Raw genomic sequence first — 12214 nt, 5'->3', positions numbered from 1 at the left:
ACCGCAATGTCAGCCGTCGCCACCGCCATCAGCGCCAAAGCCGCAAACCCGCCCCGGAGCGGTGCGCGGCTGCTCGTCTCCACCCTGGAGCGGCTGGGCGTGGATGTGGTGTTCGGCTATCCGGGCGGCGCGATCATGCCGGTCTATGACGCCCTGACCGGTTCGGGTCTGAAGCACATCCTGGTGCGCCACGAGCAGGGCGCGGCCTTCGCCGCCGACGCCTATGCCCGGGCGACGGGGAAGGTCGGCGTCTGTATGGCGACCTCGGGTCCGGGCGCGACCAACCTGATCACCGGTATCGCCAATGCGATGATGGATTCGGTGCCGATGGTCTGCATCACCGGCAACGTCGCGACCCACCTGATGGGGACCGATGCCTTCCAGGAGATCGACATCCTGGGTGTCACCCTGCCGCTGGTGAAGCATTCCTGGGTTGTCCGCGACCCGGCCGATGTCCCCGCCGTCATCGAGGAAGCCTTCCACGTCGCCCGCTCGGGCCGCCCCGGTCCGGTCCTGGTCGACCTGCCCAAGGACGTCCAGGTCGGCATGACCTCTGATGATTTCGGCTTCCATTATCCGAACGACGTCACGCCGCTGGATCACGCCGCAATCGCCGAGGCGGAGACCCTGATCCGCGCCGCCGAACGTCCGCTGATCTACATCGGCGGCGGGGTGAAGATCGCCGGTGCCGTCGAGGCCCTGCGCGACTTCGCCGAGCGCACTGGCATCCCCTCGGTCTCGACCCTGAACGCCCTTGGCTCCATTCGCACAGATGCGCCCGGCTTCCTGGGCATGCTGGGGATGCACGGCACGCGCGCCGCCAACGAGGCGGTGCAGGACAGCGACCTGCTGATCGTCTTCGGCGCACGGTTCGACGACCGCGCGACCGGCAAGCTGAACGCGTTCGCCCCCCATGCGAAGGTCGTCCATTTCGACATCGACCCGGCCGAGATCGGCAAACTGCGCGCCGTCCACGTCCCGGTCATCGGCGACCTGAAGGCGGGCATCGAGGCCCTGACGGCGCGCGTCGCCACAGCCTCGCTGGCCATCGATCCCTGGATTATCCGCTCGACCTCGAACGCCAGGCGCAACGCCTTCCGCTACGACGCGCCGGGCGAGGGGGTCTATGCGCCGGCCCTGTTGAACGAACTGTCGAAGACGGCGGGCGACAGTTTCGTCGCGGCCTGCGATGTCGGCCAGCACCAGATGTGGGTTGCCCAGCACTGCGAGTTCTCGCGGCCCGAAGCCCACCTGACCTCGGGCGGTCTGGGCGCGATGGGCTACGGCCTGCCCGCCGGCCTGGGGGCCAAGATGGCGAACCCTGAGGCCCAGGTCGTCACCATCTCGGGCGACGGCAGCTTCATGATGAATATCCAGGAGCTGGCGACCCTGCGCCGCTACGGCGTCGCCCTGAAGATCGTCCTGCTCGACAACTCGTCCCTGGGCCTGGTGCGTCAGTGGCAGGAGCTGTTCTTTGCCGAGAACTATTCCGAGGTCGACCTGTCGGACAATCCCGACTTCGTCGCCGTGGCCCAGGCCTTCGGTATCGAGGCCTTCATGATCGACCGGCGCGACCAGGTCACGGACGGCATCGCCCGTCTGCTCGCCGCGCCCGGACCGTGCCTGATGCACGTCCTGATCGACCCCAAGGAAAACGTCTGGCCGCTTGTCCCTCCGGGCAAGTCCAACGGCGAGATGATGCACGACACGCGCTTCGAAGGAGACATGTGATGACCGACACCATCCAGATCCAGATCGACCGGGCCGACGGCTCGCTCCAGCGGCTCATCGGTCTCGTGGAGCGTCGCGGCTTCCATATCGACGGCATGAGCCTGTCGGACGAGGGCGCGATGCGCCGCGTCCATCTGCAGGTCCGTGGCCGGGACGAGGCACGCTGCACCGAGAACCTGGGTCGCCAGATCGACAAGCTGATCGGTGCCACCCGGGTCGGTTTCGCCGGCTCGACCTACGGCTATCAGAGCGTCGCCGCAGCATGACCGGCTCCATCATCGATCGAGTAGGCACCGACCCGAACCGGGTCATCGTCTTCGACACGACCATGCGCGACGGCGAACAGGCGCCGGGCTTCTCCATGTCGCCCGACGACAAGGTCCGCATGGGCCGGGCGCTGAAGGCCCTCGGCGTCGACGTCATGGAGGCCGGTTTCGCCGCCGCCTCGCCGGGCGACGAGGACTGTATCCGGGCGGTTGTCGGCGAGCTGGCCGAGGACGACTCGGGGCCCGTTTTCTGCTCCCTGTCGCGGTCGAACGAGGGCGACATCGACGCCTCCTATCGCGCCCTGCGTGGGACGAAGCGCCGTCGCTGCCACGTCTTCATCGGCACCAGCCCCATCCACCGCGCAGCCAAGCTGAAGATGACTCCGGATCAGGTGCTGGCCCAGGCCGTGCGCTCGGTCGAATACGCCCGCACCCATTTCCATGACGTCGAGTTCTCGGCTGAGGACGCCATCCGCACCGAGCCGGAATTCCTGGCCGAAGTTCTCGAAGCCGCAGCGGGCGCCGGGGCCTCGACCCTGAACGTACCGGACACCGTGGGGTATGCGACGCCGGACGAGATCGCCAACCTGTACCGGTTCCTGATCGCCAGGATGCGCCCGAACTTCCCGAACGTGATTTTCTCCACCCACTGCCACAACGACCTCGGACTGGCCGTGGCCAACAGCCTGTCGGCGATCGAGGCGGGCGTGCGTCAGGTCGAATCGACCATCAACGGCATCGGCGAGCGGGCCGGCAACGCGGCCCTGGAAGAGGTGGTCATGGCCCTGCGGGTCCGGGCCGAGCGCTATGGCGTCACGACGGGCGTGGACACGACCAGGCTGCTGGAGACCAGCCGGATGCTGAGCGAGGTCACCCACTCTCCGATCGTGCGTAACAAGGCCATCGTCGGCATCAACGCCTTCGCTCACGAGGCCGGCATCCACCAGCACGGCATGTACGCCGATGCCCGCACCTATGAGATCATGCGTCCCGAGGACGTCGGCTTCTCGGGCAGCTTCTTCGTGCTGGGCAAGCATTCGGGCCGGACAGCGGTTCAGAAGCGCGCCGAGGTGCTGGGCTATCCGTTGATCGGCGATCACCTGAACGCCGCCTTCGCCGCTTTCAAGAGGCGCGCGGACGAGATCGGCGAGATCGACGACGCCGAGCTGATCGCCATATGCACGGCGACACAAAGGGACGCACATGTCGCGGCATAGTTCTAATTCCTCCCCCGTCGGGGGAGGGGGATCGCCCCCCGGTCCGAGCTTCGCTCGGCCGGAGGACAGGCTCCGCGGTGGAGGGGGCCAGCCCCAGACACCGATTTCGCTGCGAGCCCCCTCCGTCGCTGCGCTGCGCTTCGCGCCACCTCCCCCGATGGGGGAGGATTTCGCATGACCGTGCCTCGCACCCTGTTCGACAAGGTCTGGGACGCCCACGTCGTCACCCCCGAGACGGAGGCCACGCCGGGCGTGCTCTATATCGACCTGCACCTCGTCCACGAGGTCACCAGCCCCCAGGCCTTTACCGAGATCGAGGCGCGCGGACTGAAGGTCCGTCGCCCGGACCGGACGTTCGCGACGCTGGACCACTCGACCCCGACCCTGCCCGCCGTGGACGGCGAGCGGCCCTATGTGACGGCGGAGGCGAAGTCGCAGGTCACGCGGCTGGAAGAGAATTGCGAACGGCACGGCATCGATCTGGCCGGCTGGGGCTCGCCCGATCGCGGCGTCGTCCATGTCATGGGGCCGGAGCTGGGCCTGACCCAGCCGGGGATGACGGTCGTCTGCGGCGACAGCCACACGGCGACACACGGGGCCTTCGGGGCCCTGGCCTTCGGCATCGGCACCTCGGAAGTCGGCCATGTGCTGGCGACCCAGTGCCTGTTGCAGCGCAAGTCGAAGGCCATGCGGGTGACGGTCAACGGGGCCCTGACGCCGGGTGTGTCGGGCAAGGATGTGGCCCTGGCCGTCATCGCCGAACTGGGCTTCGGCGGCGGGACCGGCTTCGTGATCGAATACGCGGGAGAGGCTGTGCGCGGACTCGACATGGAAGGGCGGATGACCCTTTGCAACATGTCGATCGAGGCCGGGGCGCGGGCGGGAATGATCGCGCCGGATCAGACGGCCATCGACTGGCTACGCGGGCGCAAACATGTGCCGCAGGGCGAGGCCTATGAGGCCAGGGCGGCCGAGTGGCTGGGCCTTGCGACCGATCCCGGCGCGGTGTTTGACGCCGAGGTGACCATCGACGGGGCCGCCATCCGACCGATGGCGACCTGGGGCACGACGCCGGACGCCGGTTCGCCGATCGGGTCGCGCGTGCCTGAGCCGAAGTCCGACAGCGACCGAAAGGCCCTGGCCTATATGGGCTTCGAGGCCGGAGAGACGACGACGACCCAGGCGGTCGACGTGGTCTTCATCGGCTCCTGCACCAATGGGCGGTTGCCCGACCTTCGGGCCGCCGCCGAGGTGCTGCGCGGCCGCAAGGTCAAGGCCGGCGTGCGAATGCTGGTCGTGCCGGGGTCCGAGGCCGTGCGTCGCGACGCGGAAGCCGAAGGCCTGCACCAGGTCTTCACCGAGGCCGGGGCCGAGTGGCGCATCCCGGGCTGTTCTATGTGCATCGCCATGAACGGGGACTTCGTCGCGCCGGGGCAACTGGCCGTTTCGACGTCCAACCGCAATTTCGAGGGCCGGCAAGGCAAGGGTGCCCGAACCATCCTGGCCAGCCCGGCGACGGCGGCTGCCTCGGCCATCGCCGGCGTGCTGACTGACCCGCGAGTGTATCTGTCTGAGGCGGTTGATGCCTGAACCCCTGAAAGTCCTGACATCGCGGACGCTGGTTCTGACCCAGGCCAATATCGACACCGACCAGATCATCCCGGCACGGTTCCTGACCACGACCGAGACGACCGGTCTGGGCCAGAAGGCCTTCTACGACTGGCGCTATGAGGCGGACGGATCGGCGCGGCCGGAAGCCGTGCTGAACCGGATCGATCCGTCGGAGCATCGCATCCTGGTGGCCGGCGACAATTTCGGCTGCGGCTCATCGCGTGAGCATGCGCCCTGGGCGCTCTACGACTACGGCTTCCGCGCCGTGATCTCGACCTCGATCGCCGACATCTTTACCTCCAACGCCCTGAAGAACGGCTTCCTGCCCGTCGTCGTCGATCAGGCGACCTGGGAGGATCTGGTCGCCAATCCCGAGCAGGTCGTGACCGTCGACCTGGAGGCCGGAGAGGTTCGTCGCGGCAATCATGCGCCGGTCGCTTTTGCGGTGGAGCCGTTTGCGCGCCAGTGTCTGCTGGACGGCGTCGACACCCTCGGCTGGCTCCAGAAACACATGCCTGACATCGAAGCCTACGAACTTACCCAGTCTGAACAAGCCTTGGCCCCGGAGCCCGCGTGATGCCGAATACCCAGACCTTCAACATCGTCCTGTTGCCCGGTGACGGGGTCGGGCCGGAGGTGATCTCGTCGGCCAGGGACGTGCTGCGCGTCATTGCCGACTTCTACGGCCACAAGTTCGAATTCCAGGAGCATCTGATCGGCGGTGCCGCCATTGACGGGACCGGCGATCCCCTGCCGCCCGAGACCACAGCGGCCTGTCTGGCGGCTGATGGCGTTCTGCTGGGCGCGGTCGGCGGGCCGAAGTGGGACGGCGGCAAACGTCGACCCGAAGAGGGGCTGCTGGGCATCCGCAAGGCCATGGGGTTGTTCGCAAACCTGAGGCCGTTGCAGGTCTCGCCGGTCATGGCGCACCGCTCGCCATTGAAGAAGGAGATCGTCGAGGGCGTCGATCTGATCGTCTTCCGGGAGCTGACCGGCGGCGTCTATTTCGGCGAGAAGACCCGCACCGACACCATGGCGTCGGACCTGTGCGTCTATACCGTGCCCGAGATCGAGAGGGTCACGCGCGCGGCGTTCAAGACCGCCCTGCAACGGCGCGGCAAGGTGACCTCGGTCGACAAGGCCAACGTCATGGAGACGTCGAGGCTGTGGCGCGAGGTCGTGACCCGTATCCACGCCGAGGAGTTCCCGCAGGTCCAGCTGGAGCACGCCCTGGTCGACTCCATGGCCATGCACCTGATCCGCAAGCCGCGCGAATACGACGTCATCCTGACCGAGAACATGTTCGGCGACATCCTGTCCGACGAGATCTCGGTGCTGGGCGGATCGATCGGCCTGTTGCCGTCGGCGTCGCTGGGAGAATCGGGACCCGGCCTGTTCGAGCCCATCCACGGCTCTGCGCCCGATATCGCCGGACAGGACCTGGCCAACCCCGTCGGCACCATCCTGTCGGCGGCCATGATGTTGCGTCACAGCCTGCATCTCGAAGACGAGGCGTCATCGATCGAGGCGGCCGTGGCGGCCGTGCTGGCGGCGGGGGCGACGACCGCTGATCTCGGCGGCGAGCTGGGCACGAGGGCGGCAGGCGAGGCGATCATCGACGCCATCCGCGCCATCCACTGGGCCGCCGCGCACCGGGTGCAGATGCACTGGGGTTAACCTTTTCGTCATAGCGGCGTCACGTAAAATGATTGTGCGATGCAGCGGTCATGCTGGTTATTTCTTGCCATGACATGCTGTGTAGCTTGCGACACGCGCACGAAAATTGCACCGGATACGGCTAAGCCCCTTGCGTCTCGTTGCGTTGCAGTAAACAGTTCGCAACTGCGAGATCACACAGGGGGACGCATCCATGTCGCAGTTTTTTAATCGGCTACCGGGCATCCTTGCCCTCTGCCTTCTGACCATCGGACTCTTCTACGCTGGAGGAGCCTTCGCCCAGGACGCCGCCGCGCCGGCACCGACCACCGAAGCCGCGGCTCCGGCCAAGCCGGTCGCGGACGCCGCCGCGGCCGAGGGGGCTGAAGCGGTCGCTCCTGCAGAAGAAACGGCCGCTCCCGTAGTCCCGCTCCTGGCGCACCAGGTGCCGCTCGAGATCAATGAGGCCTCCACCTCCTGGATCCTGACCTCTACGGCTCTGGTGCTGTTGATGACCATGCCGGGCCTGGCGCTGTTTTACGGCGGCATGGTGCGCCGGAAAAACGTCATTGCCACCATCACCCAGTCAGTCGGCGTCGCCGCCGTCTCAACCCTGTGCTGGTTTGCCATCGGCTACAGCCTCGCCTTTGGCGTCGGCCAGCCGATGCTTGGTTTCGACGGCGACGCTGTGCAGTCGGTGATCGGGTCGACCCAGGCGGTCTTCCTGAACGGGGTCACCATGACCACGGCCCACAGCCTGGCTCCGGGCCTGCCCGAATACCTGTGGATCGCCTACCAGCTGACCTTCGCCATCATCACACCCGCCCTGGTCACGGGCGCCTTCGCCGAGCGTCTGAAATACTCAGGCCTGCTACTGTTCACGGTACTGTGGTCGATATTCGTCTACGCGCCGGTCGCTCACTGGGTCTGGGGCGGCGGTTTTCTGGGTTCGGCCGGCGTGCTGGACTTCGCCGGCGGCGCGGTGGTTCACGTCAACTCCGGCGTTGCCGGCCTTGTTTGCGCGTTGTTCCTCGGACCGCGCAAGGGCTACGGCGTCGACGCCATGAACGCCCACAACCCGGTCCTGACCATGATCGGCGCATCGCTTCTGCTGGTCGGCTGGATCGGTTTCAACGCCGGCTCGGCCTGGGCAGCGGACGGCATTGCTGCGGTCGCTCTGCTGAACACGATCGTCGCCGCCTTCGCCGCCGCCCTGACCTGGAAGATCGTCGAGGTGATCGAGAAGCGTAAGCCATCTCTGATCGGCATTCTGTCCGGCCTGGTTGCCGGCCTGGTCGCCATCACTCCGGCCGCGGGCTTCGTGGATCCAAAGGGGGCGGTCATCATCGGCCTGATCGCCGGTCCGGTCTGCTACGCTTCCTCGGTATGGCTGAAGAAGCTGCTCCGCTACGACGACTCGCTGGACGCCTTCGGCATCCACGGCGCGGGCGGCGTGCTGGGGGCTCTCTTGACCGGCGTGTTCGCGACCACGGCGATCAACAGCCTTTCGGACGGCGCCAATATCCCGACCCAGGCCCTGGGCCTGGCCTGGACGATCGCCTGGAGCGCCGTCGTGACCTTCGTCATCCTGCTGATCTGCAAGTTCACTACGGGCCTGCGCGTCACCGACGCCCAGGAAGCCGAAGGCCTCGACACCACCCTCCACGGCGAAGCCCTGGAACGCTGAAAAAACGATGCCGGGCGCTAGGGCGCGTAGCGCCCTAGCGCCCGGCCGCCGAATCTGTGTAGCCAAAAAGATAAACGGAGATATTGAGAATGAGACTGCAAGCAACCTGTGCGGCCCTGGCCGCCACCTTCGCCACCCTGGTAACGGCGGGCACCGCCTCCGCCCAGGACGTGGAGTTCGCCTTCAACGCGGCGGCGACCAATGACTACGTCTTCCGCGGTGCCAGCCAGTCGAACGAAGAATTCGCGCTGTCGGGCGGGGTCGACGCGACCATGGGCGGCTTCTATGCCGGCGGCTGGGCCTCCAGCGTCGACTTCGGCGACACGACCGATGGGGAAGTCGACGTGTACGGCGGGTATCGCACCGAAGCGGGCGGCGTCGCCCTCGACTTCGGCGTGGTCGGCTACTTCTACCTCGATGCGCCGTCGGGCGTTGACTACGACTACGTGGAGTACAAGGCCGCCGCCTCGCGCGCCCTTGGACCAGTGACCGCCGGCGTCGCCTTGTTCTATTCGCCAGACTTCTTCGGCGCCGATGAGACCGCGACCTATCTGGAAGGCAACCTCGCCTTCACCCCGGTCGACAAGGTCACCGTGTCGGGCGCCGTCGGCAAGCAGTGGCTCGACGTCACCGGCGACTATGTCACCTGGAACGTCGGCGCGGCCTATGCCATCACCGACAGCCTGGCGCTGGACGTGCGCTATCACGACACCGACGTCGACAATGCGCCGCTCTATGACGGTCGCGTGGCCGTTGCGCTGAAACTGGCCTTCTAGTCCTCTCCGAAGTCTTGAGACAGACGCCGCCCCGGAGCGATCCGGGGCGGCGTTTCCCTGTCAGGCTTCCGGTGTGAGGATCAGGCCCGCCATCGACGCCAACTGCCCGAATCGAGCGTCCGGCTGGTTGACCGCCTCGACCACGGACCAGCCCGCAGGCGGCGTCCAGGCGACCGCTTCGTGGCCCAGGTTGAAGGCGCAGAGCAGGGTCTCTCCCTGATCCTCACGCTCGAACAGCAGCAGGTCGCCCGAGCTCTCGAGCAGGGTCATCGAACCGGTGCGGAGGGCCTGATGGCTATGGCGCAGTCCGATCAGCCGGCGCGCCAGATGCAGGGTGGAAGCCGGATCGGCGTCCTGGGCCGAGACGGCCAGAGCCGTGTGGCGAGGATCGACCGGCAGCCAGGGATCGACCAACGAGAATCCCGCGAAGGGCATGTCCGCCGTCCATGGCATGGGGGTGCGGGCGCCGTCGCGACCGAGGGTCTCGGGCCAGTTGGCGATGGCCTCCGGGTCGACCAGCCGCTCGAACGGCACCTCCGCCTGGGGCAGTCCCAGCTCCTCGCCCTGATAGATGAAGACGTTGCCGCGCAGGCAGATCAGCAGCAGCAGGGCCATTTCGGCGAAGGCCCTGGGGTCACGTCCTTCGGCCCAGCGCGACACCGCGCGTGGTGCGTCGTGGTTGGAGAAGGCCCAGGACGGCCAGCCCTCGCCCGGCGCGCCCGGCCATTGCGCCGGCCCCTGCCGAACCAGGTCCGGCGTCAGCCGGCCAGCGTAGAGATAGAGGAAGCCATAGGCCGACTGTAGCCGGGTTGAGCCTTCGGTATAGGATTTCATCTCCTCGTCGGACCGGTCGCCCACGACCTCCGCCACCATGAACCGGTCGCCGTCATAGCTGTCGGTCAGGGCCCGAAGCCGGGTCAGGAAGTCGAGAATCTCCGGCTGGGACTGGTTGTGGATGTGCTGCTGGAAATCGAACGGTCGCGTCCGCTTTCCGGGCGCGGTGACCGGCGGATTGTCGGTCAGGGCCGGGTCGTGCATCGAGAAGTTCAGGGCGTCGCAGCGGAAGCCGTCGACGCCGCGGTCGAGCCAGAACCGCGCCGCGTCCAGCAGGGCGTTCTGAACCTCGGGCTTGCCCGCATTCAGCTGCGGCTGCGAACTCAGGAAGTTGTGCATGTAGTACTGGCCGCGCCGCGCGTCCCAGGTCCAGGCCGGGCCGCCGAACACCGACTGCCAGTTCGACGGCGGCGACCCCTCTGGTCTGGGCTCGGCCCAGACGTACCAGTCGGCCCTGGGGTTGGTCCGGTCCTGCCGACTCTCCTGGAACCAGGCGTGTTCGTCGGACGTGTGGGCGTAGACCTGGTCGATGATGATCTTCAGGCCCAGTGCGTGCGCCCGCGCGATCAGCCGGTCGAAGTCCTCCATCGTACCGAAGATCGGATCGACCCCGACATAGTCCGCAACATCGTAGCCGAAATCCCTCATCGGCGAGGTGAAGAAGGGCGACAGCCAGATCGCATCCACCCCCAGAGAGGCGATGTGGTCCAGATGCGCCGTGATCCCCGGCAGATCGCCGACGCCGTCGCCGTTGGTGTCGGCGTAGCTGCGCGGATAGACCTGATAGATGACTGCCCCGCGCCACCATTCGCGACCGGATGGAGCGTTGAATTGAGGATCGGAAGCAGCGCCGGGAAGGTTCATGGCGCGACCAGAACACCCTGACGGGCCCGCGTCCACTGCCTGCCAGAATGAAGCCACTTTTCGTTACGGATGCGAGTATCAGGCTGGACGTCGGGGCCGATCCGCGTGAGGCATGGGGCTCAAGCGGCTAAGGGCGGGCAACGCCTGACAGGAAACGAGGCCAGGATGACCGAGACCATCAAGACTCCCGCCAAGGGCACGGGCCTGGCCTTCGCCTATGTGACGACCCTGTTCTTCGCCTGGGGCTTCGCGACCTCGTTGATCGATCCCTTGATCGCGGCGGTGCGGCGGGTGTTCGACCTGTCGTTCACGGAAGCCTTCCTGACCACCTTTGCCTGGTTTATCGCCTATGGGGTGGCGTCGCTTCCGGCCGCCGCCATCCTTGCGCGTCTAGGCTACAGCCGGGCCATCATCGCGGCCCTGGCGACGATGGTCGCGGGCTGTCTGATCGTGCCGGTCTCGACCATGGCGGACTGGTATCCCGGCATCCTGATCGCCCTGTTCGTCATCGCCTCTGGCGTCACCCTGCTGCAGGTCGCCGCCAATCCCCTGGTCGCCGAGTTGGGCGCGAAGAAGAGCTCCCACCTGCGGCTGACACTGTCCCAAGCGTTCAACTCGCTGGGCACGACGATCGGGCCGTGGTTGGGATCGCACCTGCTGTTGACCGGCGGCGTGTTCGCGGCCGGTGCCGTCGTCACCGCGGCCACGCGCGGCGAGTCCATGCGCAGCATCGACTTCGCCTTCCTGGCGCTGGGCGGCTTCTTCGCCCTGGTCGCGGCCTTCATCTTCTCGGCCCGGAAACAGATCAATGCGGCGGCACCCGCGACCGACGCGGCCGGCACCAACTTCCTGACTGCCTTCCGCTCGCCCTGGGCGGTCTTCGGTGCTGCGGCCATTTTCATCTACGTCGGATCAGAGGTGACCATAGGCTCGCTGATGACCAATTTCCTCGCCTCGGAAAGCATACTGAACCGCCCGCTGGAAGAGGCCGGCAAGCTCGTCGCCCTCTATTGGGGCGGGGCCATGGTCGGACGCTTCGTCGGCACGGGTCTGCTCCGCTTCATTCCGGCGGGATGGCTGCTGGCGATCTGCACAGTCGCGGCCGGTGTGCTTTGCTTCGTCGTCATCCAGACCGGCGGGACCACCGCAGCCTATGCGGCCCTGTCGATCGGCCTGTTCAACTCGATCATGTTCCCGACCATCTTCACCCTGACGCTGGAGCGGTCGAGCGCCCCGACCTCTGCGACCTCGGGCCTGCTGGTCTTCGGCATCATCGGCGGAGCGATCCTTCCGCTGCTGGCCGGCCGGATCGCGGACGGCGCGGGCGGGGTGCTGAACCCGGCCTTCTGGGTGCCGCTACTGGGCTATGCGGCGCTGACGGTGTTCGCGATCGCGGCGGCCCGGACGAAAGTGCGCGGTGAGGTCGCGGTGACGTTGAGCGGCGGGCATTGACGGGACTCACCCTCTCACGGCGGGAGAGGGATCGAGCGTCCAGGAGCGTCAGCGATTGGAAACGCGAAAGGGTGAGGGGTGGGTGCTAGCCGGTGAGGGCATGCCCCTCACCCTTTCGGC

10 protein-coding genes are annotated in these 12214 nt (G+C 66.9%); 9 read left to right on the top strand and 1 reads right to left on the bottom strand.

Features of this window, described 5'->3' with window-relative positions:
• The first annotated feature begins 6 nt into the window (after window positions 1-6).
• From ilvG to ACW18A_RS11915, 8 genes are all read left to right on the top strand, one after another.
• The gene (gene ilvG / locus ACW18A_RS11950; protein WP_492021935.1) at window positions 7-1731 is read left to right on the top strand and encodes an acetolactate synthase 2 catalytic subunit; all 1725 of its coding nucleotides are present in this window, start codon (window positions 7-9) and stop codon (window positions 1729-1731) included.
• A complete protein-coding gene (locus ACW18A_RS11945) occupies window positions 1731-1997 on the top strand; it encodes an ACT domain-containing protein (protein WP_492021934.1) in 267 nt (88 codons plus the stop codon). The genes ilvG and ACW18A_RS11945 overlap by 1 nt, the downstream gene beginning before the upstream one ends.
• Window positions 1994-3214, top strand: coding sequence for a 2-isopropylmalate synthase (locus ACW18A_RS11940; protein WP_492021933.1), 1221 nt, complete (start codon window positions 1994-1996; stop codon window positions 3212-3214). Before ACW18A_RS11945 ends, ACW18A_RS11940 begins: the two co-directional genes overlap by 4 nt.
• Before the next feature lie 174 nt (window positions 3215-3388).
• The gene (leuC, locus tag ACW18A_RS11935) at window positions 3389-4804 is read left to right on the top strand and encodes a 3-isopropylmalate dehydratase large subunit (RefSeq protein ID WP_492021932.1); all 1416 of its coding nucleotides are present in this window, start codon (window positions 3389-3391) and stop codon (window positions 4802-4804) included.
• Window positions 4797-5402, top strand: a complete 606-nt coding sequence (gene leuD, locus ACW18A_RS11930) for a 3-isopropylmalate dehydratase small subunit (RefSeq protein WP_492021931.1) — start codon at window positions 4797-4799, stop codon at window positions 5400-5402. Before leuC ends, leuD begins: the two co-directional genes overlap by 8 nt.
• Window positions 5402-6502: a 3-isopropylmalate dehydrogenase gene (gene leuB / locus ACW18A_RS11925; RefSeq protein WP_492021930.1), complete on the top strand. Its 1101-nt coding sequence runs from the start codon at window positions 5402-5404 to the stop codon at window positions 6500-6502. Before leuD ends, leuB begins: the two co-directional genes overlap by 1 nt.
• A gap of 193 nt (window positions 6503-6695) precedes the next feature.
• On the top strand, window positions 6696-8168 hold the full coding sequence (locus ACW18A_RS11920; RefSeq protein ID WP_492021929.1) for an ammonium transporter: 1473 nt from the start codon (window positions 6696-6698) through the stop codon (window positions 8166-8168).
• 89 nt (window positions 8169-8257) lie between these two features.
• Window positions 8258-8944 (top strand): TorF family putative porin, encoded by a 687-nt coding sequence (locus tag ACW18A_RS11915; RefSeq protein WP_492021928.1) that lies wholly within the window; start codon window positions 8258-8260, stop codon window positions 8942-8944.
• A gap of 60 nt (window positions 8945-9004) precedes the next feature.
• On the opposite strand, the gene ACW18A_RS11910 is transcribed toward ACW18A_RS11915, so the two are convergent.
• Complete coding sequence (locus ACW18A_RS11910; RefSeq protein WP_492021927.1) at window positions 9005-10642, bottom strand: alpha-amylase family glycosyl hydrolase; 1638 nt, start codon at window positions 10640-10642, stop codon at window positions 9005-9007.
• Window positions 10643-10807: 165 nt separating this feature from the next.
• On the opposite strand from ACW18A_RS11910, the gene ACW18A_RS11905 reads away from it, so the two are divergent.
• Window positions 10808-12094 carry a sugar MFS transporter gene (locus tag ACW18A_RS11905; RefSeq protein WP_492021926.1) on the top strand — a complete coding sequence of 429 codons (1287 nt, stop codon included), beginning with the start codon at window positions 10808-10810 and terminating at the stop codon, window positions 12092-12094.
• The last annotated feature ends 120 nt before the right edge of the window (window positions 12095-12214 follow it).

It is taken from the genome of Brevundimonas sp. AVps5 (assembly GCF_058681515.1).
The sequence above is the reverse complement of the archived record's forward strand: the minus strand, read 5'-3'. Positions and strand labels throughout refer to the sequence as shown.

What these genes read in the sequence shown, in the direction of transcription:
- ACW18A_RS11905 (WP_492021926.1), top strand. Translation starts at nt 10,808, where the DNA reads ATGACCGAGACCATCAAGACTCCCGCCAAGGGCACGGGCCTGGCCTTC.
- ACW18A_RS11945 (WP_492021934.1), top strand. Translation starts at nt 1,731, where the DNA reads ATGACCGACACCATCCAGATCCAGATCGACCGGGCCGACGGCTCGCTC.
- leuD (WP_492021931.1), top strand. Translation starts at nt 4,797, where the DNA reads ATGCCTGAACCCCTGAAAGTCCTGACATCGCGGACGCTGGTTCTGACC.
- leuC (WP_492021932.1), top strand. Translation starts at nt 3,389, where the DNA reads ATGACCGTGCCTCGCACCCTGTTCGACAAGGTCTGGGACGCCCACGTC.
- ACW18A_RS11910 (WP_492021927.1), bottom strand. Translation starts at nt 10,642, where the DNA reads ATGAACCTTCCCGGCGCTGCTTCCGATCCTCAATTCAACGCTCCATCC.
- ACW18A_RS11915 (WP_492021928.1), top strand. Translation starts at nt 8,258, where the DNA reads ATGAGACTGCAAGCAACCTGTGCGGCCCTGGCCGCCACCTTCGCCACC.
- leuB (WP_492021930.1), top strand. Translation starts at nt 5,402, where the DNA reads ATGCCGAATACCCAGACCTTCAACATCGTCCTGTTGCCCGGTGACGGG.
- ACW18A_RS11940 (WP_492021933.1), top strand. Translation starts at nt 1,994, where the DNA reads ATGACCGGCTCCATCATCGATCGAGTAGGCACCGACCCGAACCGGGTC.
- ilvG (WP_492021935.1), top strand. Translation starts at nt 7, where the DNA reads ATGTCAGCCGTCGCCACCGCCATCAGCGCCAAAGCCGCAAACCCGCCC.
- ACW18A_RS11920 (WP_492021929.1), top strand. Translation starts at nt 6,696, where the DNA reads ATGTCGCAGTTTTTTAATCGGCTACCGGGCATCCTTGCCCTCTGCCTT.